This window comes from Streptomyces sp. NBC_00726 (assembly GCF_045161735.1).
GTDB lineage: Bacteria > Actinomycetota > Actinomycetes > Streptomycetales > Streptomycetaceae > Streptomyces.
Map to the genome: position 1 here is coordinate 3,763,387 of NZ_CP108983.1, position 26,036 is coordinate 3,789,422.

General features: G+C 73.2%; 19 protein-coding genes. 14 read left to right on the forward strand and 5 right to left on the reverse strand.

Annotated elements, in window-relative coordinates; all coding sequences use genetic code 11:
- Positions 1-126: 126 nt before the first annotated feature.
- The 3 genes from OG338_RS16915 to OG338_RS16925 all read left to right on the forward strand — a co-directional run bounded on the left by OG338_RS16915 (position 127) and on the right by OG338_RS16925 (position 6,534).
- Positions 127-4,521 (forward strand): hypothetical protein, encoded by a 4,395-nt coding sequence (locus OG338_RS16915; RefSeq protein ID WP_405938118.1) that lies wholly within the window; start codon positions 127-129, stop codon positions 4,519-4,521.
- Positions 4,522-4,618: 97 nt separating this feature from the next.
- Positions 4,619-4,807 carry a hypothetical protein gene (locus OG338_RS16920; protein WP_405938119.1) on the forward strand — a complete coding sequence of 63 codons (189 nt, stop codon included), beginning with the start codon at positions 4,619-4,621 and terminating at the stop codon, positions 4,805-4,807.
- 89 nt (positions 4,808-4,896) lie between these two features.
- Positions 4,897-6,534, forward strand: a complete 1,638-nt coding sequence (locus tag OG338_RS16925; protein WP_405938120.1) for a hypothetical protein — start codon at positions 4,897-4,899, stop codon at positions 6,532-6,534.
- Positions 6,535-6,676: 142 nt separating this feature from the next.
- Here OG338_RS16925 and OG338_RS16930 read toward each other — a convergent pair whose 3' ends face one another.
- A complete protein-coding gene (locus OG338_RS16930) occupies positions 6,677-7,261 on the reverse strand; it encodes a TetR/AcrR family transcriptional regulator (protein WP_405938121.1) in 585 nt (194 codons plus the stop codon).
- A 137-nt stretch (positions 7,262-7,398) separates the two neighbouring features.
- Here OG338_RS16930 and OG338_RS16935 point away from each other — a divergent pair, with 137 nt between their 5' ends.
- The 4 genes from OG338_RS16935 to OG338_RS16950 all read left to right on the forward strand — a co-directional run bounded on the left by OG338_RS16935 (position 7,399) and on the right by OG338_RS16950 (position 10,253).
- Positions 7,399-8,253 carry a class I SAM-dependent methyltransferase gene (locus OG338_RS16935; RefSeq protein WP_405938122.1) on the forward strand — a complete coding sequence of 285 codons (855 nt, stop codon included), beginning with the start codon at positions 7,399-7,401 and terminating at the stop codon, positions 8,251-8,253.
- Between the two features lie 78 nt (positions 8,254-8,331).
- Positions 8,332-9,069, forward strand: a complete 738-nt coding sequence (locus OG338_RS16940) for an enoyl-CoA hydratase family protein (protein WP_405938123.1) — start codon at positions 8,332-8,334, stop codon at positions 9,067-9,069.
- Positions 9,057-9,653 (forward strand): TetR/AcrR family transcriptional regulator, encoded by a 597-nt coding sequence (locus tag OG338_RS16945; protein ID WP_405938124.1) that lies wholly within the window; start codon positions 9,057-9,059, stop codon positions 9,651-9,653. Before OG338_RS16940 ends, OG338_RS16945 begins: the two co-directional genes overlap by 13 nt.
- Positions 9,654-9,707: 54 nt before the next feature.
- Positions 9,708-10,253 carry a GNAT family N-acetyltransferase gene (locus OG338_RS16950; RefSeq protein WP_405938125.1) on the forward strand — a complete coding sequence of 182 codons (546 nt, stop codon included), beginning with the start codon at positions 9,708-9,710 and terminating at the stop codon, positions 10,251-10,253.
- On the opposite strand, the gene OG338_RS16955 is transcribed toward OG338_RS16950, so the two are convergent.
- Positions 10,250-11,587 (reverse strand): MFS transporter, encoded by a 1,338-nt coding sequence (locus tag OG338_RS16955; protein WP_405938126.1) that lies wholly within the window; start codon positions 11,585-11,587, stop codon positions 10,250-10,252. The two genes, OG338_RS16950 and OG338_RS16955, sit on opposite strands and share 4 nt — an antisense overlap.
- Before the next feature lie 208 nt (positions 11,588-11,795).
- On the opposite strand from OG338_RS16955, the gene OG338_RS16960 reads away from it, so the two are divergent.
- The 6 genes from OG338_RS16960 to OG338_RS16985 are packed head-to-tail and all read left to right on the forward strand — an operon-like array spanning position 11,796 to position 22,281.
- Entirely contained in the window at positions 11,796-13,445 is a 1,650-nt protein-coding gene (locus OG338_RS16960; RefSeq protein ID WP_405938127.1) for a condensation domain-containing protein, read from the forward strand.
- A gap of 4 nt (positions 13,446-13,449) precedes the next feature.
- Positions 13,450-14,241 (forward strand): thioesterase II family protein, encoded by a 792-nt coding sequence (locus tag OG338_RS16965; protein WP_405938128.1) that lies wholly within the window; start codon positions 13,450-13,452, stop codon positions 14,239-14,241.
- Positions 14,238-14,501: an acyl carrier protein gene (locus tag OG338_RS16970; RefSeq protein WP_405938129.1), complete on the forward strand. Its 264-nt coding sequence runs from the start codon at positions 14,238-14,240 to the stop codon at positions 14,499-14,501. Before OG338_RS16965 ends, OG338_RS16970 begins: the two co-directional genes overlap by 4 nt.
- A gap of 34 nt (positions 14,502-14,535) precedes the next feature.
- Positions 14,536-20,760, forward strand: coding sequence for an amino acid adenylation domain-containing protein (locus OG338_RS16975; protein ID WP_405938130.1), 6,225 nt, complete (start codon positions 14,536-14,538; stop codon positions 20,758-20,760).
- Positions 20,760-20,966 (forward strand): MbtH family protein, encoded by a 207-nt coding sequence (locus OG338_RS16980; RefSeq protein WP_405938131.1) that lies wholly within the window; start codon positions 20,760-20,762, stop codon positions 20,964-20,966. Before OG338_RS16975 ends, OG338_RS16980 begins: the two co-directional genes overlap by 1 nt.
- A 58-nt stretch (positions 20,967-21,024) precedes the next feature.
- A complete protein-coding gene (locus OG338_RS16985) occupies positions 21,025-22,281 on the forward strand; it encodes a beta-ketoacyl-[acyl-carrier-protein] synthase family protein (RefSeq protein WP_405938132.1) in 1,257 nt (418 codons plus the stop codon).
- A gap of 36 nt (positions 22,282-22,317) precedes the next feature.
- On the opposite strand, the gene OG338_RS16990 is transcribed toward OG338_RS16985, so the two are convergent.
- Positions 22,318-23,730: an ATP-binding protein gene (locus tag OG338_RS16990; protein WP_405938133.1), complete on the reverse strand. Its 1,413-nt coding sequence runs from the start codon at positions 23,728-23,730 to the stop codon at positions 22,318-22,320.
- Positions 23,731-23,833: 103 nt separating this feature from the next.
- The gene (gene panD / locus OG338_RS16995; protein ID WP_405938134.1) at positions 23,834-24,205 is read right to left on the reverse strand and encodes an aspartate 1-decarboxylase; all 372 of its coding nucleotides are present in this window, start codon (positions 24,203-24,205) and stop codon (positions 23,834-23,836) included.
- Positions 24,206-24,692: 487 nt separating this feature from the next.
- Here panD and OG338_RS17000 point away from each other — a divergent pair, with 487 nt between their 5' ends.
- Positions 24,693-24,959, forward strand: coding sequence for a hypothetical protein (locus OG338_RS17000; protein ID WP_405938135.1), 267 nt, complete (start codon positions 24,693-24,695; stop codon positions 24,957-24,959).
- Between the two features lies 1 nt (position 24,960).
- Here the strand turns inward: OG338_RS17000 and OG338_RS17005 are convergent, their stop codons facing one another.
- A complete protein-coding gene (locus OG338_RS17005; RefSeq protein WP_405938136.1) occupies positions 24,961-25,950 on the reverse strand; it encodes a LuxR C-terminal-related transcriptional regulator in 990 nt (329 codons plus the stop codon).
- Between the last annotated feature and the right edge of the window lie 86 nt (positions 25,951-26,036).

Genomic DNA, 26,036 nt, shown 5'->3' on the forward strand with positions numbered 1-26,036 from the left:
TGTGAAGATCCTTGGAGTGTCCTGTGGGCATGATCTTGGCGCGGACCGATCAACATTCGGGTCCGCACCTGTCAACCACCCATGGAAGAAGTCGTGTTGAAACACCCCAGAACGAACCGTCCTTGGATGGCGGGCCTCGCGGCCGGCGCCGTCCTGGCCGGGCTGATACAGAGCGGTGCGGCGCAGGCCGCCATACCGGAACGCCCACCGACGAAACCCTCGCCCAAAGCCGCTGCCCACCCCGAGGGATCGGGCCGGGTCAGCGATCCCGACCAGCGGCTCGGCAAGGGCTGGGCCACCTCCGAGGACCGGGCGGTCACGGCCGCCGCCGACGCCGACGGGTTGCACATCCTCGCCGCCGAGGCCGAGACGGCCTACGCCTGGCAGACGGCAGCGGTCCTCAACGAACCGGGCATGCCCGCCGATTCATGGATCGGCAACCAGTGCGTCATGGACGACTCCCATGTCGCGGCCGTCTACGCCCCGCGAGCGTTCACGAACAAACCGGACCTGATGCAGGGCGGCGCGTTCACCGCGATCGTGAACACGAAGACCGGCGACGTCACGAAGCTGCCCTTCACCGCGACGCTCGCCTACTTCGACCCCACGTGCAACACGACCACGCACACCGCCGCGTTCACCCAGTACCGCGACATGAACGACGTGTCGAAGGTCAAAACGCGAGTGATCACCGTGGACACCGCCGGCAGGACCGTGCTGAAGTCGGGTGAGCTGCGCGGCCAGGTGTCGTCGGCGGCACCGGTGTCGGACGGTTTCGTCGCCGGCCTGGGCCGGGACCTGGTCCACATCAACGGCTCGGGCCGAATCCGCAAGCTCGCCACCGGCGACAGCATTCCCTTCGACATCCGTCCCATGACGGACGGCCGGATCGGCTTCGTGGACCGTAAGGGCACGAAGACGGCACAGGCGAAGGTGTACAGCGGCCGTGGCAGGCCGAAGACCGTGGCCACCGGCCGCCTCGGCGACCTCGACCTCACCCCCGGCGCGAACGGCCGCGCCTTCCTCACCGGACACGCCAAGGACGTCCGGGTGAAGGGAACCGGTGTCACCAGGCTGGACGCACCGGCCGACACCGCTGTCTCCTCGCACGGCCGGCTCGCCGTCGAACCGGTCCTGACGCCCGGGGTCCGAGCCGGACTGACCAGGATCAGGTCGGTCGGCAAGGGGTTCAACAAGGTGGACGAGCCGCAGGCCGGGGTACGCGACCGGTCGGGCGAGGCTCCCGCCACAGGTGCCGACGACACCACACTCACCGTCACCTCGACCGCCACCACGACGGGTGAGGAGATCGAACAACGGGTCGTTTCCACACCGCCACGCATGGACGACGGTCTGTCACCCGCGCTGACCGGTGACACCAAGCCACGCACTCTGTCGCGCACCTCGGCCACGGCGGCGGACGCCCCCGTCTCCCACGACCCGCGGGACACCGACCGCTGGTGCTCGGTGTCCCGCAACGACATGAGCCTCCAGGCGCTGCAGCCGACGCCGAACCAGGTGGAGTGGGCCGTCGACATGGCGGTGCGCGGCGAGTTGCACGGCAACTGGCTGCGCCAAGGCGACTACCGCAGTCAGGCCGGTCTGGGCACCATCGATCCGCAGGGTCTGTTCAAGCGTCCGGAGCTCGTGGGCGGCGGACGGATTCCCGCCAACGTCCTGCTCGGGATCCTGGCCCAGGAATCCAACCTGTGGCAGGCCGAGTCCGGGGCGATTCCCGGCCAGATGGGCAATCCGCTGGCGGCCGTCGACGGCTACTACGGCCATAACGCGAAGGACACCCTGCTCGGATACTGGCGCATCGACTGGGAGGACTCCGACTGCGGTTACGGAGTCGGGCAGGTGACGGACGGCATGCGGCTGCCCGAGCACAAGAAGCCGGGCCAGACCAGTCTCGACCCGAAGCTCCAGAAGCTCGTCTCGATCGACTACGCGGCCAACATCGCGGCTTCCATGAAGATCCTCGCGGACAAGTGGAACGAGGTGCACACCTCCGGGCAGCGGGTCACCGTCAACAACGACGACCCGTCCCGGGTGGAGAACTGGTTCACCGCCGCCTGGAACTACAACCTCGGTTTCAACCCGCCCTCGGCGTCCGGCGAGAACGGGGGCAAGTGGGGCCTGGGCTGGTACAACAACCCGGCGAATCCCATGTACAAGGAAGGCGCCTGGGACCACCCGTTCATGGATGTCAGCATCGACCCCGACTACATCCGGGACGCGGCACACCCGCAGTACTGGCCGTACGAGGAGAAGGTGATGGGCTGGTCCGCCTGGTCCATCGACACCGGCTTCTCGTACGCCACGGACGGCCGGCAGGACTGGAAGGGCGAATCCGGGTTCTCCTCGGCGGGCTTCCGCCCGGCCTGGTGGACGACCGTCGAGGACCGCCGCCATGTCAGCCCGCCGCTCGACACCTTCTGCAACGAGAAGAACAACTGCAGTACGACCAGCCCGATCGACTGCCCGGACGAGGCATGCTATCGGCAGTTCTGGTGGAACGAGGAGAACGCCACCTGGAAGGCCGACTGCGCCACGACCTGCGGAAACGAGAACATCAAGTATGTCACCCTGCGCTCCGAACCCGGCCGGGGCTACCGGCTGAAGAACGGAACGCCGGTGTGCGGCACCGCTCCCTCGGGCTCGGACGTGGTGACATCCATCCCGAACGGCACCGAAACCTGGTCGACCTGCGGTGCGGCGTCCTCCACCGGCAGCTTCCAGTTCACATTTTTCCCCGACTGGGACGGCCACTACGAGGCGAAGGCGGACCTGCACTCGATCGGCGGTGGCCACGGCGGCCACTTCTGGTACACCCATACCCGTAACGAGGACCACCTCGGCGGGGACGGCAACCGGATGTCGATCGAGGGCACCTGGACGGCGGGCAAGTCCTACGACCTCGCCGCCGTGTACGCCTACATCCCGGACACCGGCGCGCAGACCCGGCACGCCCGGTACGTGATCAGTGGTGCCTCCGGCGGCCCGTACGAGCGCTATGTCGACCAGAACGCGAACAACGGCAAGTGGGTCCAGCTCGGCGCCTACCAGTTCACCTCGACGCCGAAGGTCACGCTGACCAACTACACCAAGACAGGCACCGCCGACCGGGACGTCGCCTGGAACTCCGTCGCGTTCAAGCCGATCAAGGGCACTTTTGTGCACCGGTCCGTCACGGCGGCCGCCATCTTCGACCCGAACCAGGAGCTCAACTCGAACTGGCCGGTGTCGACCGAGATCAACTCACCCGTCCGGTCGATGAAGTCGCTCTACGACTGGGGCATGGGGCTCGCCTACCAGGGCCCCCTGTGGAACAACACCGAGGCCGACGCACACGGTCTGACCTCTGAGGCACGCTGCCCGACGGCGGACGCCGTCGGTGAGTGCACGGGACAGAAGACGTGGGACGCGGCCGACGCCTGGGCGAAGGACATCAAGGCAGGCGGCTGGGAGCCACGCGCCGACGGTTCGGCCCCCGCCATGTCGATCCCGGTGTGGATGGCCATGTCCAACCAGCGCCCCGACCCGTCCAAGTCGGCGTCCGAGGCGTACAAGGACCCCAACAGCTACAAGATCAGATCCGATGTGAACGTGACCTTCGTGGTCGGTGAGGACGGAAAGATCGTCGAGGGCAGCGTGGGGTCGGACTTCCGCTCCCGCGTCGGCAACGCCCACCTGCCCCACTTCGTCACGAAGATCATGAAGACCATCGAGGCGGACTACGACATCCCCGCGCCGGACATCGACTACTCCACTCAGGACGCACTGGAGTACGGCGAGGACCGTTACTCACGTCCCTACACGGACGGAGACACGCCTGGCCAGGCATACTTCCCCCACTTCCGCGGTGCCCGCCTCGACGACGCGGGGGAGTGCGTGGACTTCCGTGGCGTCGGTGGCGGTGTGCACGGCTACCGGGCGATGATCGGCCACGAGTACATCAACGACAACGTCAAGGCGTGGGTCGACGCCATCAACTCCAACCTGGAGACGAATTACGCCGTGAAGCGGTTCGCGGGGGACGTCTACTCGATGTTCTTCAAGAACACGGGATCGGGGACCAACAACATGGGCGGATCCATGATCGGCAATGCCCCGCCGATCTGGCAGGACATCTCCGCGGCCTTCTGCGCGGACGGGTCGGTCAAGCCGACCCATCTGCGTGAGGACAAGGACGCCAACCCGTCGAACGGGATCGTCTTCCAGTCCTACATGCCCGACCTGTACGTGTACGTCGACGGCCTCATGACCGACAACCTCGGTAACCCGTCGAACCACCGGGTCAACGTCGGCGACTGGAAGAACTTCTCCAACTTTCCCCTGACCGCTCCGAACGGAAACGCGTACGGCTCGTGTGACGTGTACCACCGCGGCAGCGGCGGCAACCCGTGGGGCGTGGACGCACCGGTTCCGTTCCTTGGTGACGGCCCGGGCAACCGGCCGGACGGGGTGGTGCACTGTGACGAGCCGGCGAACCGGTTCACCGTCAACCTCACACGGTGAGGGGTGAACGAACCGGCGTTCTGACGCACTGAGAGGATGAGGGGACCGACCCGCACCGGTCGGTCCCCTCATCCGGCGATCGGAGGGATGCAGCCTCGTGGGCTTTCTGTACCTGGCCTTCTTCGGCCTACTTCTCTACCTGGGCCCCGCGGTCCTGCTCTGCAGGAAGGTGGCGGTCAGGACGACCAAGCGGATGGGCTGGCTGATGGCGTGCGTGCTGATCGTGTTTCCCGCGGTTCTCCTCACCATCGGGGGATTGATCGACGCCCGGAATGCCGCGTCATGACCCACCCGTGATTAACTGCGCCTCTCCCTCTCCAGGGCGGGGCATACGGTTTTACGGAGGGGGCGCGGGTGTTCGGCAAAGTGGGGCGGATGGTTCGGAACCTGGAGGCGACCGGGGTCGGGCTGGTGCCGGATCACGCGGTCGTCGTGGACGCGCCGGACGCGCGGGCCGTCGAGGCGCTGGCCGCGGCCCGCCGGGGGGCGTACGAGGCGGTGCGCGCGCTCCTTGCCGCCACCCGCGCGGAGGGTGACTGGATGCTGCGGCACGAGGTCGTCACCGCCCTCGCCGAGAGCGGCGCGGTCTGGCCGGGGGCGGCGCCGGACGATCCCGACGCGCTTGTCGTCGAGGCGTTCCGGCGTATCGAGGAGGCGTGGGAGGTCCGTACGGCCGCGTGGGCCGAGGACGTGGGCGAGGAGCGGTTCCGGGCTTTCCACGCGCTGCTGGACGATGCGCTGCCGGTCATCGAGGCGGCCGTCGCGGCGAGCCCCGGCGACCCGGTGCCGTGGTCCGCCGTGCTGCCCCACTGCATCGGTGCCCAGGCCCCGCGTGACGTCTTCGAGGACTGCCTGGGCCAGGCGCTCGCCTGCGCGCCGCACCATCTGCCCACCCATGTGCACGCGGTGCAGTATCTCGCCGCCAAGTGGCACGGCAGCCATGAGGAGATGTTCGGTTACGCGGCGGGCGTCGCCGCCGACGCGCCGGAGGGCTCGCCCCTGCGCGCCCTGGAGGTCGTCGCGCTGGCCGAGCTCGGCCCGGAGGAGAGGAAGCGGGGAGTCCTCGGCCCCGACCGGATCGACGCGATCATCGCCACCGCGCAGGCGTACTCCGTCTCGCGCCCGCCCGAGGACCACGCGGCGCGGCTGATCCGCAACCACCTGGTGTGGGCGCTGAACGGGCGGGAACGCTGGGCCGAGTCGCTGGACGTCTACCGGTCCATCGGGCGGTACGCCACCGCGCACCCGTGGGTCTACATGGGCGAGCCCCTGGCGGCGTTCCGGGAGGTCCGGGAGTGGGCCAGGGCCGGGCTCGCCGCCGCCGTCCCCCGTAACGGCACCGTCCCCGCCCCCGGCGTACCGCTGCCGGAGTCCGCGCGGGCGGAGGCGGCCCACGAGATCGCGTACGTGCCCGGCGTACCGCAGCGCGTCTCGCAGGAGCTGCTGCTGTGCGGGGCGACCGTCCGGCTCGCCCCGGCCGGGCGGTGGACGCTGATGGAGCCGGCCCCCTCGCAGGAGCCGCCGGGCAAGCGCGGGCGCCGGGCGACGGTGCTGCGGCTCGACGGGCTCGCGGCGGTGGCGGAGACCGCGTTCGACTCCGTCGGGCTGACCACGCTGGTCGCCCGCTGCGAGGGGCGCGGGGCGCGGGTCCTCAGCGTCGTAGCCAAGGGCCGGACGGCCGTCCGGCACCGGTGGGCGGGGGCCGGTTCCACGCCGTCCCAGGAGACCGCGCGCGGGCACGCGGAACTGCTCGTCGCGGCGGCCGGGCAGGGCGACGCCCGCGAGATCGCACGGCTGCTGCGGGACCCGGGCGACCCGTCGGAGCTGCTGATCCGCACCCTGACCGCGCTGGGCCTCCCGCCGCTCCCGGCCGGCTACGGCGAGCGTGCCGAGGTGCTGGCCGACGCCCGGGGCGCCACGGTCCACCGGGCCCGGTCGCTGTGGCAGGGCATGAAGGACTTCATGAGCGACGAGACGGACCCGAACCCGCCGTTGCAGCTGGACGGGCGGTGACGGGTGGCCGGTGTCCTACGTTGGGTCACATGAACTCCATACGATGGGACATGGGCGGGGACCTGGGGGTCGCCCGGGTCGGCTACGGCGCGATGAAGCTGACCGGATGGCCCCGGGGCGAACGGCCGGGGCGGGACAGGCCCTAGCCCCCCACCAGCACCCCCACCAGCCGGGTCATCGCCGGGCGGGGGTCCGGCGCGTCCGGCCATGTCGTCATCAGGAGGTGGTGCGCGGTGCCGACCATCGCCAGGGCCGCCGTGGGGGCGTCCACCGTCGATGGCACCCTGCCCCGGGCCTGCTCGTCGGTCAGGTAGGCCGTGATCGCGTCCTGGACCGCGGTGAAGCCCGGGGCGCCGGACTCCAGGGCCTGGCGGACGCGGGTCGTGGCTGCCGGGCGGGTCATGGCCAGGCCCGAGATCGCGGGGCCGCCGGAGGTGAACAGGGCGAGGACCACGGTCTCCAGGTTCTCCTGGACGGTCGCCCGGCCGGTCAGCGACGCGAGGGCGCGGGCCTTCTCGGCCGTCCGGGCGAACCGGTCCAGGCAGAGTTCCGCGATGAACGCGTCGAGGCCCGCGAAGTGCGTGTGCAGGAGCCCCTTGGCGCAGCCCGCCTCCGTCGTGACGGCCCGGCTGGTGAGCGCGCCGGGGCCGTCCCTCTCCGCGATGCGCTCGGCCGCCGCGAACAGCCGCTCGCGCACGTCCGGCGTCGCCACTCCGCGCGGTGACATGGGCCTTCTTCCGTTCTGCTTCCTCCGCCCCTGACGGGCGCGACCGCTCCGGATGGTATCGGGGATTGCGGGTTTGGGCGCTCGCCCATACTGTTTGGGCGTACGCCCATACCTCGGCGCCCACCCAGGAGGCACCCGTGTCCGAGATCGTCAACACCGAGCAGGCGCAGGCGTGGAACGGCCCCGAAGGCGCGCACTGGGTCGTCCATCAGGACCGCTGGAACGCTGTCAATGGCGGCTTCGACGCCCCCCTCCTCGACGCCGCCGGCATCACCGCCGGCCATCGCACCCTCGACCTCGGCTGCGGCACCGGGCGGACCACGCGCCTCGCCGCGCTCCGGGCACCCCGGGGGAGCGCGACGGGCCTCGACCTGTCCGGGCCGATGCTCGCCGAGGCGCGGGCCCGCGCGGAGCGGGAGGGCGTCGGCAACGTGTCCTTCGTCCAGGGCGACGCCCAGACGCACCGCTTCGAGCCCGGCGCCCACGACTCGGCGATCAGCCGGTACGGGGTGATGTTCTTCGCCGACCCCGTGGCCGCCTTCGGGAACATCGGCCGCGCGCTGCGCCCCGGCGGGCGCCTCGCCTTCGTCTGCCCGGCCGACGCCGCGCTCAACGACTGGGTCGTGGCGATGGCCGCCCTCCGCGGTGTCCTCCCGGTCGGCGACTTCGGCCGGCCGGGGCTCCCGGGGATGTTCTCGCTGGCCGCCCCGGACCGCATCCGCGAGATCCTCACGGCGGCGGGCTACTCCCGTATCACCGTCAACCAGGCCCAGGCGTACGGGACATGGGGCGCCGATGCCGGGGACGCGGCGGACTTTCTGCTGGGCACGGGGCCGGGGCGCCATCTGATGCGGCAGGCCGATCCGGCGGCCCGCGCCCGTGCGCGCGAAGTCCTCGCGGGCCATCTGCGCGGCCACGAGGCGGCGGACGGCACGGTCCGGCTGCGCAGCACCTCCTGGCTGGTCACGGCGGACCGGCCCGCACGACCGTAAAATCATGCAAGCGCGCTTGATTGTTCCCGGGCCTGCTGCCACGCTCGACACCACGGCCGGCAGAGAAGGAGTACGCGTATGAGCCCGCTCGCACCGCCCGCCCACACGCGCGGCGTCACCACCCTCACGCTCGACTCGCCCGGCAATCGCAACGCGCTCAGTGCCGGGCTCGTCGCCGGTCTCGCGGAGGCGCTGGACGCGTGCGCGGCCGACGAGTCCGTGCGGGCCGTCGTGCTCACCCACACCGGGACCACCTTCTGCGCGGGCGCGGATCTGCGGGCGCCGGCCGATCCGCACGACTTCGTGGCCCTGATGCGGCGGATCGTCGCGCTGCCGAAGCCCGTGGTGGCCCGGGTCGACGGGCATGTGCGGGCCGGCGGGCTCGGGCTGCTCGCGGCCTGCGACATCTCCGTCGCCGGGACCGGGTCGACCTTCGCGCTCACCGAGGCACGGCTCGGCCTCGCGCCCGCCGTGATCTCGATGCCGCTGCTCCCGCGCATCGACCCGCGCGCCGCCGCCCGCTACTACCTGACCGGCGAGAAGTTCTACGCGGACGAGGCCGAGCGCATCGGCCTCGTCACGATGGCCGCCACCGACGTGGACGGCTCGCTCGGCCTCGTACTGGACGATCTGCGGCGGGCCTCGCCGCAGGGGCTGGCGGCGTCCAAGGCGCTGGTCACGGCTACTGTGCTCCAGAGTTTCGACCAGCACGCCGAAGACCTCATCGCCCGTTCCGCCCGGCTCTTCGCCTCCGACGAGGCCCGGGAGGGGATGACGGCCTTCCTCGAACGACGGGACCCCGCATGGGCGTTGTGACACCGGGCGGCAGCAGCCCGGGCCCCAAACAGGACCGCAGCCGCGCCACCCGCCGGCGCCTCCTGGAGGCCGCGGTGGCCTGCCTCGCCGAGCACGGCTGGGCCGGGTCCACCGTCGCCGTCGTCGCGGAACGGGCCGGGGTCTCGCGGGGCGCCGCCCAGCACCACTTCCCCACCCGCGAGGACCTGTTCACCGCCGCCGTCGAATACGTCGCCGAGGAACGCTCGGCCGCCCTGCGCGCCGTCCCCGACCAGGACCGCGCCGCCGTCGTCGCCGCTCTGGTCGACCTCTACACCGGCCCCCTCTTCCGCGCCGCCCTCCAGCTCTGGGTCGCCGCGTCCAACGAGGAGCAACTACGCCCCCGGGTCACGGAGCTGGAGGCCAGGGTGGGCCGCGAGACCCACCGCATCGCCGTCCACCTGCTGCGCGCCGACGAGGCGCGGCCCGGGGTGCGGGAGACCGTGCAGGGGCTGCTCGACATGGCCCGGGGGCTCGGCCTCGCCAACGTCCTCACCGACGACACCGCCCGCCGCCGCAAGGTGGTCGCCCAGTGGGCGGAGCTGCTGGACACGGCCCTGGGCTGAGCGGACCGGGGAAACGCCTTGGTGTCCCGGGAACGCCCGGATAGGGTCCCCGGCATGACCAGCAGCGCCACGCCCCCCTTCCCCCAGCACATCGAACTCACGGGTGAGGGGCTCGTCCTGCGCGACTGGACCGAGGACGACCTCGCGGCCATGCCGGGGCTCTTCGACCACCCGGACATCGCGCACTGGACGCCGATCGTCTCGCCGTTCGACGCCGAGGCCGCCCGCGCCCGGCTGGTGAAGGCCCGGCAGCTGCGGGCGGACGGCACGGCCGTCCTGCTCGCCATCACGCTGGACGGCGGCGCCCCGCTCGGCGAGGTCATGCTGAGGCGCGCCCCGGAGGGCACGGAGCTGGGTTACGCGGTCGGCCCCGCCCACCGCGGGCAGGGGCTCGCCGGGCGGGCGGTGCGGGTGATGGCCGCGTACGCCTTCGAGGAGCTGGGCGCCGACCGGGTCATCCTGGAGCTGGAGGCGGAGAACGCGGCCAGCGTCGCCGTCGCCACCGCGACCGGCTTCCGGCTGCTCGGCGTACCGCTCATCGAGGGCGAGGAGAAGGGGCGCCCGTACGCCCTCCAGACCTGGGCGCTCGACCGGTCCTAGGGCCTGTCGGACACGCCCTGGACCCCCGCGCCCTCCCGTGTGCCCGGCACCGGCAGTTCCGCCACCGCGTCCACCGGTTCGTCCAGCACCCGCAGGGAGCGGGTCAGGTGCAGGGCGACCGCCAGCGCGGCCATCAGCACCATCAGGAACAGCACCGCGCCCTGCACGCCGAGCCGGTCGCCCAGGAAGCCGGCGGCCAGCGGGCCCGTCCATTGCAGGGCCTGCATGCCGAAGCGGCTCACGGCGGAGACCCGGCCGCTGTACTCGTCGGGCACGAGCCGGACCTCGTACGACTCCAGGATCACGTTCAGCGGGACCATCGCCGCCGTCGCCACGAGCAGCACCGCGCCGATCTGCCAGGGCTCGGGGACCAGGGCGACGACGGCGAAGGACTCCACGAAGACCCAGGCGGAGACCAGCAGCGCGGTCCGGGCGCGGACCCGGGCCAGCAGGAGCGGGCCGATCACCGCGCCGACGACCCCGCCGACCAGGGCCGTCGCGTTGACGAGGCCGATGGTCTGCGGGTCGCCGCCGCGGTGCTTCACGAGGGCGATCAGCAGCAGGAAGAAGCCCTGGGCGACCGCGTTGAGCAGCGCCACCCAGATCACCGTGAACCGCAGATAGGCGTGGTCGCGGACGAAGCGGTAGCCGGCCAGCACGTCCCGGCCGATGCCGGGGCGCTCCGCGCCCGGTGCGCGGTCCGGGCCGAGCGGGCGGCGGATGAGCGCGGCGCCCAGGGACGCGAAGAGGAACGACACCGCGTCCGCCAGGAAGGGCGCCCAGCGCGCCGCCGAGAACAGCAGCCCGCCCAGCGGTGCGCCGATGACCCGGGCCGCCATGTCCCGGCCCATCGAGCGGGCGGTGGCCTCCCCGATCTGCTCCTTCGGCACGATCCGGCGCAGCGAGGGGATCGTCGAGCCCGAGGTGATCCCGGACGCGGCACCGGCCACGCAGGCCAGGACGCACAGCAGCCACAGCGCGAGTTCGCCCCGGTGGACGGCGTACGCGACCGCGCCGAGCGCCGCCGCCTGCACCAGGGGGCCGGTGATCAGGATGAGCCGGCGGGAGACGCGGTCCGCGAGCGCGCCGCCGAGGAGCGTGGTCGCGAGGGTGCCGACCATCGTGGCGGCGGTGATCACCCCGGCCCGGGCGACCGATCCGGTGGCGTACAGGATCAGCAGCGGGAAGGCGATGTTCGAGACGCTGGTGCCGAGCGCGGAGAGGCCGTGCCCCGTCCACCAGCCGACGTAGTCCCGGTTGCGCCACAGCGAGACCCGGGCACCGGCGGGCGGATCGTCCTGGGGCGGGCCCGTCTCCGTACCGTCACGTCGCATGCCCGCTGGTTCCTCTCGGTGGGGTTTCGCGCACTGGTCCCATTCGATGCTGCCGGGGCGAAACCCCGCCGACCAGGCAACGAACCGGCAGTACGGGGCCGTTCGGGGCGGGGTGCCAGTTGCCGGGTTCCTGCCTGGAAGGCGTTCCCGGGCGTTGGCAGGATCGCCGGGGACCCGCCCCCCCGCAGACGTATAGAGGAGACCCGCTATGCCCGCCAGCACCGGCCCCCATGCCGTCGTCCCGTTCGCGGCGACCGTCGCAGCGGAGGGGGTGGCGGCCGGTGACCCCGGCCGTCCGGAGCGGGGCGGGGACGCGGTGGGGCGGGGGCTGCCCGCGATCCGGGCGGCCGTCGCCGCCGCGCTCGCCGGGGTCACCGGGCTGCCGGCCGACGACGTGCCCTGGGACACCGGGCTGACCGCGCTCGGCGTGACCTCGCTGGAGATCGGCCGCGTCTGCGCCCGGCTCGGCGACGCGCTCGGGCGGCCGGTGCCGATCTCGCAGATCTACCGGCAGCGGACCGCCGCCGGGCTCGCGGAGTGGATTCACGCCACGGACGGGCGGCCGCGGCAGGCACCCGGCGAGGGCGCGGAGGCCGGAGACGACACGCGCGCCCCGCTCTCGCCCACGCAGACCTTCATGTTCATGAAGCACGTCTTCAAGCCCGACGACCTGTCGCTGCACTCGGTGCGCTGCTGGCGCATCGAGGGCCGCCCCGACCGGGCCGCGCTGGCCGCCGCCGTGGAGTACCTGCACCGCAGGCACCGCTATCTGAGCGCCGAATACCTCTTCCAGGAGCAGCCGTACGTCCGCCCCGCCGCCCTGCCCGCCCCGCCGCTCGGCGCGTTCCTCGCGGACACCGAGGAGGAGGCGAAGAGCGTGCTCGCCCGCGAACTGGCCAAGCCCTTCCGGCTGGTGCGCGGCGATGTGTGGCGGCCGGTCTTCGTCGCGGTGCGCCAGGCGCACGTCACCCTCTTCGGATACGCCGTCCACCACGTGGCGTTCGACGGCGGCTCTTCCGAGGTCCTGGCGCACGACCTGTCGGCCGCCTACAACGCGTACGCCGAGGGCCGGACGCCCGATCTGGAGCCCGCCCCCGGCCCGCGCGAGGTGGCGGAGGCGCTGGAGGCGCATCTCCCGTACGTGGATCTCGACGCCCAGCGCGAGTACTGGCGGCGCACGATCAACGGCATGACGCCGCTGGACTACCCGGGCGGTGCGGAGGCGCCGCGCGGGACGCCCTGCCGGATGATCGACCTGCCGCTGCCCGCCGGGCTCGCCGACGGGGTGCGGGGGCTCGCGCAGCGCCACGGGGTCAGCCCGTTCGCCGTGTACTTGAGCGCGTACGGGCAGGCCATGGCGGAGCTCGTCGGCGAGCACGACTTCGGTGTCGGCACACCGGTCAACCGGCGCGGCAACAGCGTCCTGAGCCGGGCCGCGGGCTGCCTGATCGACATTTTGCCGCTGCGGCCGAGGACCGACCCGGACGCTTCGCCCGCCGCGTCGATCGCCGCCACCGCGGCGGCCGTCGCGGAGGCGTTCTCCGCGCAGGACCTGTCGATCTCGGAGATCGCCGGGCTCCAGCTGAAGACGGAGTCCACGGACCGCAACCGGATGTTCCAGACGATGTTCGTGCTCCAGGACAACGGCCTGGGCGAACTGGCCCTGAAGGGGATGGCGTCGCAGTTCTTCCGGCCGCACTACCCCGGGGTCTCCGGCGAGGTGCACGCCGAGGTCTGGCCGGCCGCCGGAACGCACGGGCGGCTGGTGATCGGCTACCACCCGGACCGGACGTCCGGCGCCTTCTGCACCCGGCTCGCCGAGTCCGTGCTGGACCGGCTCACCGGATACCTGGCCTGATCCGATGACCGTCACGTCCGGGGACAACCCGTGGATCGGCAGCCGGTTCGGCGCCGTGGACCGGCCGCGTACGCGGGTGATCTGCCTGCCGCAGTCGGGCGCGGGGCCCGCCGCGTTCACCGCCTGGCGGCCGCATCTGCCGCCCGGCGTCGAGATCGCCACCGTGACCCTGCCCGGCCGGGGGCCCCGGACCGCCGAGCCGCTGCCCCCGGACCCGGCCACCGTGACGCGCCGGCTGCTCGACGGGCTGCGCCCCGAACTCGATGTGCCGTACGTCCTGTTCGGGCACAGTCTGGGCGCGCTGCTGGCCCACGCGGTGACCGCGCTGGCCGCCCGGGAGGGGGTGCCCGCACCGGCCGCGCTCGTCGTGTCCGGGTCGCGGGCGCCGCACACCCCGCCCGGCGCCTCGGTCGCGGCCTACGACGACCGGGGCCTGGCCGACTGGCTGACCGGGATCGGCGGGCTGCCGCCGGAGCTGCTGCGGCACGGCGCGTACGCCGCGTACGTGTTCCGCACGGTCCGCGCCGATCTGGCGCTGGCCGAACGGATCGTGACGGCCGGGCCGGTACGGGTCGGCTGCCCGCTCCATGTGTTCGGCGGGGTGGACGACACGCTCGCACCGCCCGCCCTGATCGAGGGGTGGCGCGCCTGCGCGGCCGGCGAGCACACCACGACGCTGCTGCCCGGCGGGCACGGCTTCCCGCAGTCCGAACCGGCGGCGACCGTCGCCGCGCTGACCGGCGTCCTGCCGGTCCCCGTCCCCGTACATCCACCACAGGAAGGACCGTCCCGGTGACCACGACCGAGCAGACCGAAGCCATCCGCACCCAGGTGAGGGCCTATCTGACCGAGGAGCTGGCGACGCCCGTCGCCGACGACCTCAACATCTTCGGCGCGGGCCTCGCCAACTCACTGTTCACCATCCAGCTCGTGACCTACGTGGAGCGCGCGTTCGGCGTCCAGGTCGGCACCGACGAGCTGGACGAAGTGCACTTCTGCTCCGTCGACGCGATCACCGCGTTCGTCGCGGCCAAGCCGTCGCGCTCCGTCGCCTGACCACCCGCCCGCCCTCTCCTGCCGGAGGCTCCACGTGAAGCCGTCTCCTCTCGAAGCGGCCCTGCCCCTGTCGCCGTTGCAGGAAGGGATGCTCTTCCACGCCCTGTACGACGAGGAGGGCGTCGACGTCTACACGATCCAGGTCGCCTTCGGGCTGAGCGGGGCGCTCGACGCGGACCGGCTGCGGGCCGCGTGCGGGGCGCTGCTGGAGCGGCATCCGGTGCTGCGGGCGGGCTTCCAGCAGCGGAAGACGGGCGAGCCCGTGCAGCTGGTACGGCGGCGGGCCGCGACGCCCTGGACGGACCTCGATCTGAGCGGGCTCCCGGCGAACGAGCAGCGGGACCGGCTGGCCCGCTACCGGACCGACGACCGGGCCCGGGGCTTCGACATGGGGTGCCCGCCGCTGATCCGCTTCACCCTGGCGAGGCTCGCCGACGACGAGCACGTGATGATCCTGACGTACCATCACATCCTGCTCGACGCCTGGTCGTTCCAGATCGTGCTGCGCGACCTGCTGGTGCTGTACGCGGCCGGGGGCGACGGCCACGCGCTGCCGCCCGCGGTCCCCTTCGCCCGCTATCTCTCCTGGCTCGCCGGGCAGGACCGGACCGCGTCCCAGGACGCCTGGGCCGAGGCGCTGGCCGGGCTCGGCGAGCCGACCCTCGTCGCGCCCGGCGCCGACGCGGCCGGGGGCGCCGCGATGCCCCGCCTGGCCGCCGCCGAGCTGACCGAGGAGACCACCGGGGCGCTCACCGCCGCCGCCCGCGCGGCCGGGCTCACCCTCAACTCCGTGGTCCTGGCCGCCTGGTCGCTGGTCCTCGGCGGGCTGACCGGGCGCTGGGACGTGGTCTTCGGGCAGACCGTGTCCGGCCGCCCGGCCGGGCTGGACGACGTCGAGGACATCGTCGGCCTGCTCATCAACGCCGCCCCGGTCCGGGTGCGGCTCGACCCGGGCGAGGCGCTGGGCGCGCTGGCCGCCCGCATCCAGCGGGAGCAGTCGGCGCTGGAACCGCACCATCATGTGGGCCTCGCCGATGTGCGGCGGCGGGCCGGGCTCGGCGAACTCTTCGACACCTCCGTGGCGTTCGGGAACGCCCCGATGAGCTGGGACGACGTACGCGCACCGGCCGGCGGCCTGCGGCTGACCGCCGTCGAGGGCGACGGCTCGGCCGGCTCCACCCACTACCCGCTCAGCCTGATGGCCGTCCCCGGCAAGCGGCTGCGGCTTGAGGTCAACTACCGGCGGGACCTGTACGAGCGGGCCGAAGCGGAGAGCGTCGCCGCCCGGGTCCGCCACCTCCTGGAGACCTGGCTCACCGCCCCGGACACCCCGGTGGGACGCGTCGCACTGCTCACCCCGGACGAGCGGCGCCGGGTGCTGGACACCTGGAACGACACCGCGCACCCGGTCGCGGACACCACCCTGCCCCGGATGTTCGCCGAGCAGGCCGCCCGTACCCCCGACGCCGTCGCCCTCGTCGCCGAGGACGCCACCCTGACGTACGCCGAGACCGCCGAGCGGGTCCGCGCCCTGGCCGCCCGGCTGCGCGGGCACGGGGTCCGGCACGGCGACACCGTGGCCGTCGCGCTGCCCCGGTCCGCCGCCCTGGTCGTCGCCCTGCACGCGGTGCAGGCGGCGGGCGCCGCCTATGTGCCGGTCGACCCGGACCTCCCGGCCGAGCGGATCGGGTGGCTCCTGGAAGACGCCGCCCCCGCGCTGCTGCTCACCGGGACCGCGACGGCCGCCGCGCTGCCGGAGACGGCCGCGCCCCGGCTGCTGCTCGACGCACCGGTGGAGCCGGTGGAGCCGGGGGAGGACGTCTCCGGGGCGCCGGACGGGCCGCGAGGGGAGAGCGCGGCCTACGTCATCTTCACGTCCGGGTCGACCGGGCGGCCCAAGGGCGTCATGGTGCCGCACGCCGCCGTGGTCAACCGGCTGCGCTGGATGCAGGACCGGTATCCGATCGGGCCCGGGGACCGGGTGCTCCAGAAGACCCCGTGCGGGTTCGACGTCTCCGTATGGGAGTTCTTCTGGCCGCTGCACACCGGCGCCACCCTGGTCGTGGCGCGCCCGGACGGGCACAAGGACCCGGCCTATCTGGCGGAGCTGGTGCGGCGGGAGCACGTCTCCGTCGCCCACTTCGTGCCCTCGATGCTCCAGGTCTTCCTCCAGGAACCGGCCGCCGCGCGCCGCACCGGACTGCGGCGCGTCTTCTCCAGCGGCGAGGCGCTGCCCGTGGCCACCCAGAACCGCTTCCTGGACCTCCTCGGTCCCGAGGGCGCCGAGCTGCACAACCTGTACGGGCCGACCGAGGCGGCCGTCGACGTCACGTACTGGCAGTGCCGGCCGGACGCCGGGGCCGGGTCCGTGCCCATCGGCCGGCCCGTGTGGAACACCCGCCTGCTGGTGCTCGACAAGGCACTGCTGCCCGTCCCGCCCGGAGTCCCCGGCGAGCTGTACCTCGCGGGCGCGCAGCTCGCCCACGGCTACGCGCACCGGCCCGTCCTCACCGCCGAGCGCTTCGTCGCCGACCCGTACGGGGAGCCCGGCACCCGCATGTACCGCACCGGTGACGTGGTGCGCTGGACGGCCGACGGGGTCCTCGAATACCTCGGCCGCAGCGACGACCAGGTCAAGATCCGGGGCCTGCGCGTCGAGCTGGGCGAGATCGACACCGTCCTGGCCGGCCACGCGTCGGTGGCCCAGGCCGCGACCGTGGTCCGGGAGGACCAGCCGGGCGTGAAGCGCCTGGTGGCATACGTGGTGGCCGCGGGCACCACGGATGCCGGAGGGCGTACGGCCGCGCTCACCGCGCACGCGGCCGGGGCCCTGCCCGAATACATGGTCCCCGGGGCCGTCGTCTGGCTGGACCGGCTGCCGCTGACGCCGAACGGGAAGCTGGACCGCCGCGCGCTGCCCGCCCCGGCCGCCGCGACCGGCTCCGGCGGGCGGGCCCCATCGGGGCACGCCGAGGAGACCCTGTGCGCGCTGTTCGCCGAGGTGCTGGGCGTGGCCGCGCCCGGGGTGGACGACAGCTTCTTCGACCTCGGCGGCGACTCCATCATCTCGATCCAACTCGTCGCCCGGGCCCGCAAGTCGGGCCTGGTCATCACCCCGAAGGACGTCTTCACGCACCGGACCGCCGCCGCTCTCGCCCGGGTCGCCAGGACCGTCGCCGACCGCCCGGCCGAACACCCGGACGCGGGCGTCGGACCGCTCAGGCCCACCCCGGTCATGCACTGGCTCCGCGAGCGCGGCGGGCCCTCCGACGGCTTCCATCAGTCCGTCCTGATCCGCGTCCCGCACCTGGGCACGACCGACCGGCTGGCCCGGGCGGTCCAGCGGGTCCTGGACCGGCACGACGCGCTCCGCATGCGCCGCCTCGCCACCGGACCGGACGGCCGGGACTGGGCCCTGGACATCGCCGCACCCGGCACGGTCCGCGCCGAGGACCTGGTGCGCCGCCGCGACGTCACCGGCCTCGGCCCGGACGCGCTGCGGGCGGCCGTCGCCGAGGAGTCCGCCGCCGCCCGCGACCGGCTCGACCCCGCCGCCCGCCGCCTGGCCGAGGCGGTCTGGTTCGACGCGGGCCCCGACGCGGACGGCCGCCTCCTGCTCACCGTGCACCACCTCGCCGTGGACGGCGTCTCCTGGCGCATCCTGCTCCCCGACCTGCACCGGGCGTGGGAGTCCGCCGCCGACAGCGGTACGCCCGGACTCGACCCCGTACACACCTCGTTGCGCACCTGGTCCGAGCGGTTGCACACGGCGGCGCTCGACCCCCGGCACACCGAGCGGCTGCCGCTCTGGGAAGACATCCTGTCCGGCGGCGATCCCGCGCTCGCCGCGCGGCCGCTCGACCCCGCGCGCGATGTGTACGGGACCGCGCGCTCGCTGACCCTGACCCTGCCGGCCGCGTACACCGAACCGCTGCTGACCGGGGTGCCCGCCGCCTTCCGGACCGGCGTCGACGACATCCTGCTCACCGCGCTCGCCCTGGCCGTCGACTCCTGGCGCCGGGCGCGCGGCACGGACGGGGCGCGCGGGGTGCTCGTGGACCTGGAGGGGCACGGGCGGGAGGAGATCGCGGACGGGCTCGACCTGTCGCGTACCGCAGGGTGGTTCACCAGCCTGTATCCCGTACGGGTGGACCCCGGCACCGGTGGCCTCGACCGGGCCGTGAAGCGGGTCAAGGAGCAGCTGCGGGCCATCCCCGGCCACGGCATCGGCTACGGGCTGCTGCGCCACCTCAACCCGGACACGGCCGGCCCGCTCGCCGCGTACGCGCCCCCGCAGATCGGGTTCAACTACCTCGGCCGCATCTCCGGACCCGGCGAAGGCGTGTGGGACATCGCGGCCGAGGCCGACGCCGTGGTGTCCGGGACCGATGACGGGCTGCCCATGCCGCACGTCATCGAGGTCAACGCCGTCACGCACGACCTGCCGGACGGGCCCCGGCTCACCGCGACCTGGTCCTGGCCCGGGGCCCTGCTCACCGAGGCGGACGCGGCGGAGCTGGGCGAGGCGTGGTTCGCCGCCCTGCGCGAGCTCGTCGCCCACACCGCGCGGCCCGGAGCGGGCGGCCTCACCCCCTCCGACGTACCGCTGGTGGACATCGGGCAGGACGAGCTGGAAACCCTCGAAGCCACCTGGCCCGCGGGCCCGCCCACCGGGCTGCTGCCCGCGACGCCGCTCCAGGAAGGGCTGCTGCACCACGCCCGGTACGACAGCGGGGCCGCCGACGTCTACCACGTCCAGCTCGTCGCCGAACTCGAAGGCGCCCTGGACAGCGGGGCCCTGCGCCGCGCCTGCCAGGCCCTCACCGACCGGCACGAGGCCCTGCGCACCGGCTTCCCGCTGCTGGCCTCCGGCGAACCCGTCCAGGCCGTCGCCGGACGCGTCGAAGTGCCCTGGGCCGAGCTGGACCTGACCTGCCCGGACGGCTCGTCGCCACGCCCCCGGCTGGACGCCTTCCTGGCCCGCGACCGGCGGGCCAGGTTCGCCATGGACCGGCCGCCGCTGCTGCGGTTCACGCTGCTCAGGACGGGGCCGGACCGGCACGCCCTGGTCTTCACCAGCCACCACATCCTGACCGACGGCTGGTCCACCTCGGTGCTGCTGCGCGACCTGTTCACGCTGTACCTGAGCGGCGGAGACCCGGCCGCGCTGCCCCGGCCCGTCCCCGCCCAGGAGTACGCCGCCTGGCTGGCCGGCCGGGACCGCGAGGCCGCCCGCGAGGCGTGGCGCACCGCGCTCAAGGGCCTGCCCGGGCCGTCCCTGATCGCCCCCGGCCACGACACCGGCACCCTGACGACCCTCCCCGAGCGGATCACCGCCGAACTGCCGCAGGACCTCACGGCCGCGTTCACCGCCGCCGCCCGCGCGGCCGGGGTGACCCCGAACACCGTGGTCCAGGGCGCCTGGGGGCTGCTGATCGCCGAGCTGACCGGCCGCCGGGACGTGGTGTTCGGCGCGACCGTCTCCGTGCGGCCGCCCGAACTGCCCGGCATCGAGGACATGGTGGGCCTGTACATCAACACCGTGCCGGTCCGCGTCGACGCGGCCGACCCCACCGAGCCGCTGCGCGCCCTGCTCGTACGCGTACAGGCCGCCCAGGCCGGACTGGCGGACCATCACCACCTCGGACCCGCAGACATCCAGCGCCTCGGGGGCGCCGGGCCGCTCTACGACACGTCGATCGTCTTCGAGAACTACCCGAGAGCCGCGGCCCTGCCCGCCGTACCCGGCGCGGGCCTGCGCGTCGCCGACTTCCACGGCCGGGACGCCTACCACTACCCGCTCAAGCTGATGGCCGTCCCCGGCGACCGGATGTATCTGGAGGTCAGCCACCGCGCCGAGCTGGTGGACGCCGGACAGGCCGCCGCCGTGCTCGACCGGCTCACCGCGCTGCTCACCGCCTTCGCCGAGGACCCGGGGACCCCGGCCGGGGCGCTGCCCGGGACCGCGCTGCCCGTCCTGGCCGTGCGCGGGGTGCCCGCCGCGCCGCCCGCGCCCGCCGCCGCGCCCCCGGCGCGGACCGAGGCGCTGTGCGCGCTGTTCGCCTCGGTGCTGGGGCGCGAACACCACGGCGCCGACGAGGACTTCTTCGACGCGGGCGGCGACTCGCTGCGGGCCCTCCGGCTCGCCGGGCGCGTCCGGGAGGCGCTGGGCGCCGGGCCGGACCTCGTGACACTTCACCGTTATCGCACTCCGGCCGCCCTGGCCGCCGTGCTCGTACCCACCGAAGGAGAGCAGTGATGGCGAACCCGTTCGACAACGAGGAGGGGACCTTCGTGGTCCTGGTCAACGACGAGGGACAGCACTCGCTGTGGCCGTCCTTCGCGGAGGTCCCGGCCGGCTGGTCCGTGGCGCACGCGGAGTCCGACCGGGCGGCGGCGCTCGCGTACATCGAGGCCAACTGGACCGATATGCGGCCCAAGAGCCTCATCGACGCGACCGCGTAACACCCCGTCCCGTTCGTACGCCCCATCCCCTTCGTACGCCGCCGAGGAGAACGAGTCCATGTCCCGCACCCTGCACGACGTCGTGGTCACCGGCCTCGGAGCCACCACCCCGCTCGGCGGCACCGCCCCGGCCACCTGGCAGGCGCTGCTCGCCGGGCGCAGCGGCGCGGTCGCGCTCACCGGGCGGTGGGCGAAGGACCTGCCGGTGCGGATCGCCGCCCGGGCGGCCGTGGAGCCCACGTCCGTGCTGGACCGGATCGAGGCGCGGCGGATGGACCGGGCCGGGCAGTTCGCCGTCGTCGCGCTCCGCGAGGCGTGGGCGGACGCCGGGTTCACCGCCCCGGCCGGGCAGGACGGCGGCCCGGACGCCGACCGGACGGCGGCGGTCGTCGGCACCGCGTTCGGCGGGCTCGGCACGGCCCTCACGGGCGAGGAGGCGCGGCGGACCGGCGGGCCCCGGAAGGTCTCGCCGATCGCGGTCCCGATGCTGATGGCCAACAGCCCGGCCGCCCAGGCCAGCATGGTCATCGGCGCCCGGGCCTGCGCGCAGGCCCCGGCCACCGCGTGCGCGGCGGGCGCCGAGGCCGTGGCGGCCGGGCTGGACCTGATCCGGCTGGGGCGCGCCGATGTGGTCGCGGTCGGCGGGAGCGACGCGGCGATCCATCCGCTGGCGATCGCCGGGTTCGCGAACATGACCGCGTTGTCCCGGCGCAACGAGGACCCGGAGCGGGCCTCGCGCCCCTTCGACACGGGCCGGGACGGCTTCGTCATGGGGGAGGGGGCCGCGGTGCTGATCCTGGAACGGGCCGAGCACGCGCGGGCCCGGGGCGCCAGGATCTACTGCGAGGCCGCCGGGGCCGGGATGAGCGCGGACGCCCACCACATGGCCCGGCCCGAGCCCACCGGGAAGTCCCTGGCCCGGGCGATGGAACGGGCCCTCGCGGACGGCGGCCTCACCACCGCGGACGTGGTCCAGATCGGGGCGCACGCCACCTCGACCCCGGGCGGCGACATGATCGAGAGCCGGGCGATCGGGGCGCTGTTCGGGCCGGGCGGGGTCCCGGTGTCGGCGGTCAAGTCGATGACGGGCCATCTGCTGGGCGCCGCCGGGGCGTTGTCCGCGGTGGCGGCGGTGCTCGCGCTGCGGGACCGGGTGGCGCCGGCCACCGTGAACATCGAGGAGCTGGACGAGACCGTCGAGCTGGACGTGGTCCGGGCGGCCCCGCGCCCCCTGCCCGCCGGACCGGTCGCTGTGCTGAGCAACGCGTCGGGCTTCGGCGGCCACCAGGTGGCGCTGGCCCTGCGGGCGGGGTGAGGGGGAGGGGGAGGGGGCGCGGGATTCCGATGGGCGTCAGGCGCCGAGCGTGCGGCCGGACTCCTCGTCGAGTGTGTCGATGTACGCCTTGATCCATCCGTAGACCCGGTAGCCGTACCGGGTGCCGCGGTGCACGCGGATCAGGGAGGCGTCGGCCAGCTCGGCCAGGCCGCAGACGACGCTGCCCGCCGTCCAGGCGCCCGCCGGGTGGTCGCTCACCACGTCCTCGACGGTGAACGAGTCGAAGGACCGGGCCAAGTGGTGCAGCAGGTCCCGCTGTTCGGCGGTGAGCAGGTCGTAGCTCCAGCGCACGCTGTCCGCGAGATTCCGGTGGTGCGAGACCGCCGACAGGTCGAACCGGTCGAACATGTACAGCGCGGGACCGCTGTACAGCAGGGACTCCAGCGACACGGTCCGGATGCAGTGCGCGGCCGCCTCGATCGCGCGCGGCAGCCCGTCAAGCCGCCGGCACAGCTCGGCCACCTGCGGGAGGCGGCTGCCCAGGTCCAGCGTGGGCACGGTGGACCTGGCACGGCGCAGGAACAGTTCCACGGCGGCGGGGAGGGCGTCCGGGCTCCCGGTGACGCCGTCTCCCGCGTGCGGGGCCGCACCGCTCGTCGCCGGGTCCGCGCACGGCTCGCCCGCCGGGAGCGGGGACACCTCCCAGACGTCCGCGGACAGGACCGCCAGCGGCCGCCGTGAGGTGATCAGCACCCGGAGTCCGGGATGCGTCACGACGAGCCGCAGGACCAGCCGGGAGACCGTCGCGACGACGTGTTCCGCGTTGTCCACGACGAGCAGCAGGTCCAGCTCCCGGCCCGGCTCGCGGGCCACCGCCTCCGCGAGGACCGCGTCGACGGCCCGGTGCACCTGGTCCCGCGCGGCGGCCGGGTCCGCCGACTCGGGGACGCACGCGCCGAGTTCGACCACGCCGACGCCGTCCCGGAAGCGTTCCTGGAGGCGGGCGGCGGCGGTCAGGGCGAGCCGGGTCTTGCCGACGCCGCCGGGCCCGGTGAGGACGAGCAGCCTGCCCCGGCGCATGGTGCCCAGGACATGGCGCAGGTCGTCGTCGCGCCCGGCCATGGCCTCGGTGAGCGGGCGGGGGCCGCGCCAGCGGTCCGGGTCGACCGGATGCGGCCAGTGCCCGGAGGTGTCCCGTTGGCGGGGCAGGAAGAGCGGCGTGACCTCCTGGCCGGGGTGGAGACCCTCCGCGCCGGCGAGTTCGGCGAGCGAGGTCCCGAAGGCGCCCAGCAGCAGGTCGACGGAGGCGCGGCGGGGCCGGTTGTTGGAGCCGGTCTCGATGTTGCGGATGGTGCGCACGCTGACCCCGGAGCGCTCCGCCAGCTCCTCCTGGGTCCAGCCGCGGGCCTGCCTCCGCTCGGCGAGCAGATGGCGCAGCCGGCGGACGTCCGGCGTCGCGGACATGGGCTGTTCGATGGCCTCGATCATGTGCAGATCCCCCGATTGTTTCTCGTGGCCGTGGCGGTGTGACGCCGCCCCGCCCCGCCCGCCGGGAGCGGACGGGGGCACGGGGGCGTCGGGTGCTACCGGGTCACGAGGAAGGGTCGCTGCCGATGTGGGCGATGCGGTTGGCGTCGTCCACGAAGACGACGCGCGGTTCCCGCTTGCCGATCTCGTCCTCCTCCACCGACCCGTACGCGATGATGATGACGATGTCGCCCGGGGCGACCAGGCGCGCCGCCGCGCCGTTGATGCAGACGACGCCCGAGCCGCGCTCGCCCTCGATGATGTATGTCTCCAGGCGCGAGCCGTTGTTGACGTCCACGATGGCCACCTGCTCGCCGATCAGCAGGTCCGCCGCCTCCATGAGGACGGGGTCCAGGGTCAGCGAGCCCACGTAGTTCAGGTCGGCCTCGGTGACCGTCGCCCGGTGGATCTTGGACTTGAGCATGGTGCGGCGCATCGGGAAGTCCCCCTTCGAAGCGGACCGGATTCCGGTGAAGTGAATGAGAGATGGAGGGAATCCGGCCAGATGTTGACGTTGGCGTTTCAGGCGGGGGCCGTCCGTACATGATGGAAGAAACCCCCGCCGGGTGGATTCTGCTCATGCGAACACACGCGCGGAAGGGGGTATTGGTGGCAGCATTTTCCCGATGGCAGCACCATGCCAAAGGCGGTGCGCCGGTTTGCGCCGGCGGCCCGCCGCACCCCTCGCCAGCTGCGGTGACACCCGGACCGGTGGCCGTGGTGGCATGAGGCTGCCGCTGGTCTTTTCCTGCCACCGGAAAACCTTTCCCGGTGCCTTCTTTTCGCTCAGAATGGATCACGGACAGAGCAGGGTTACCCGTTGCCGTCCGGTTTCAGGACCACCCGGCGGGCGGGGATGACAATTGGGGGACAAAGGCATGAGCAGCGCTGGTCGAATTCTCGGTTTCGCGACCGCCGCGGTTGTGTTCTCATTCGCTTCCCTGGGCGCGACCGCCCAGGCCGACACCGGTGCCGGTCCCGCGGACGCCGGTGTCTCCCTGAACTGCGAGGCCGCCGGCGCGACCCTGGAAGGCAACCTGAACTGGGACCTGATCCCCGACGGAAACCTCAACTGGGACTCCGTACCGGACGGCCTGGGCCTGGGCCTCGGCCTCCACGTGGAGCTGCCGGACGGCAACCTCAACTGGGACTCGGCGCCCGTCTGCGCGCTCGACGCCGGGGCGAACTAGTTCAGAGCCAGCCGCGCTGCCCCGCCCGGAGACCGGCCTCGAACCGGCTCCGGGCGTTGAGGCGTTCACTCAGATCGGCCGTCATCCTGCGCACCGTACGCAGCGAGACGCCGAGGCTCTTGCTCGCGGCCGCGTCGGTGAGCCCCTGGGCGAGCAGCCGCAGCAACTCCTGTTCGCGCCGGGCGAGTCCGTGTTCGTCCAGCTCCTCGCAGCGGTCGTGCCCGTCGCCGAGCGGGACCGCGTCCGCCCATACCCGCTCGAAGAGCTCGGTCAGCGCCTTCACCACCCCGGGCGAGTTGATCTGGACGGCGCCCTTGCGGGTGTGATCCGGGTCCATCGGCAGGATCGCCACCGCGCGGTCGATGACCGCCATCCGTATCGGCAGCACCGGCACGGTCCGGACCTGGCCGCCCAGGCCGGTCAGCCAGCCCGCGTACTCCACGGTCGTCGGATCGTTGCGCACACTGTCCAGATAGACCGTGCGCATCCGCACCCCGCGCGCGATGACGTCGCTGTCCAGCGGCTTGCTCGCGGCCAGGCTGGCGGCCGACTGGCCGCCGCCCGGATTGAACGTCATGCACTCCTGCCGGGCCGCGTCCGCCAGATCCTGCATGCGCTCCTGTACGGAGTCCATGCCGATCAGGCGCTCCGCGTCCGGCTGCGAACGCGACGGGTACAGATGGCCGAACTCCGCCAGCATCGCCCGGATGTCCGCTCTGGTGCGCTCGTACTCCTTCTGCCGGTCGTGCAGTTCGGAGAGCTGGTCGCTCAACAAGGAGTACAGGCTCAGATTCGGGTCCACGGGCCGCAGCTCGTCCTGGAACGGGACGGCCAGGAGCTTGCGGTCGATCAGCTGGTCGACGGCCCGCCGTACCTGCTCCTCGGTCAGATTCAGCCGCTGCCGCACATCGCTCGGCCGCAGCCCGTGGTTTTCGAGGATGAGCCGGTACACGTCCTCTTCATGGGATTCGAAGCCCAGTCTGCTCAGCATTGTTGTCCCCCACAACGCATACCGAGGGGTAACGCAAAAGGCGCGCACCCCTTGTGGGGCCGCTGTCCATTGGCCCCTCGACCCGC

Bases quoted from the DNA above. Each gene is read 5' to 3' on its own strand.
- OG338_RS16915 (WP_405938118.1), top strand. From the start codon at position 127: ATGGCGGGCCTCGCGGCCGGCGCCGTCCTGGCCGGGCTGATACAGAGC.
- OG338_RS16925 (WP_405938120.1), top strand. From the start codon at position 4,897: ATGGTTCGGAACCTGGAGGCGACCGGGGTCGGGCTGGTGCCGGATCAC.
- OG338_RS16930 (WP_405938121.1), bottom strand. From the start codon at position 7,261: ATGTCACCGCGCGGAGTGGCGACGCCGGACGTGCGCGAGCGGCTGTTC.
- OG338_RS16940 (WP_405938123.1), top strand. From the start codon at position 8,332: ATGAGCCCGCTCGCACCGCCCGCCCACACGCGCGGCGTCACCACCCTC.
- OG338_RS16945 (WP_405938124.1), top strand. From the start codon at position 9,057: ATGGGCGTTGTGACACCGGGCGGCAGCAGCCCGGGCCCCAAACAGGAC.
- OG338_RS16950 (WP_405938125.1), top strand. From the start codon at position 9,708: ATGACCAGCAGCGCCACGCCCCCCTTCCCCCAGCACATCGAACTCACG.
- OG338_RS16955 (WP_405938126.1), bottom strand. From the start codon at position 11,587: ATGCGACGTGACGGTACGGAGACGGGCCCGCCCCAGGACGATCCGCCC.
- OG338_RS16960 (WP_405938127.1), top strand. From the start codon at position 11,796: ATGCCCGCCAGCACCGGCCCCCATGCCGTCGTCCCGTTCGCGGCGACC.
- OG338_RS16965 (WP_405938128.1), top strand. From the start codon at position 13,450: ATGACCGTCACGTCCGGGGACAACCCGTGGATCGGCAGCCGGTTCGGC.
- OG338_RS16980 (WP_405938131.1), top strand. From the start codon at position 20,760: ATGGCGAACCCGTTCGACAACGAGGAGGGGACCTTCGTGGTCCTGGTC.
- OG338_RS16985 (WP_405938132.1), top strand. From the start codon at position 21,025: ATGTCCCGCACCCTGCACGACGTCGTGGTCACCGGCCTCGGAGCCACC.
- OG338_RS16990 (WP_405938133.1), bottom strand. From the start codon at position 23,730: ATGATCGAGGCCATCGAACAGCCCATGTCCGCGACGCCGGACGTCCGC.
- panD (WP_405938134.1), bottom strand. From the start codon at position 24,205: ATGCGCCGCACCATGCTCAAGTCCAAGATCCACCGGGCGACGGTCACC.
- OG338_RS17005 (WP_405938136.1), bottom strand. From the start codon at position 25,950: ATGCTGAGCAGACTGGGCTTCGAATCCCATGAAGAGGACGTGTACCGG.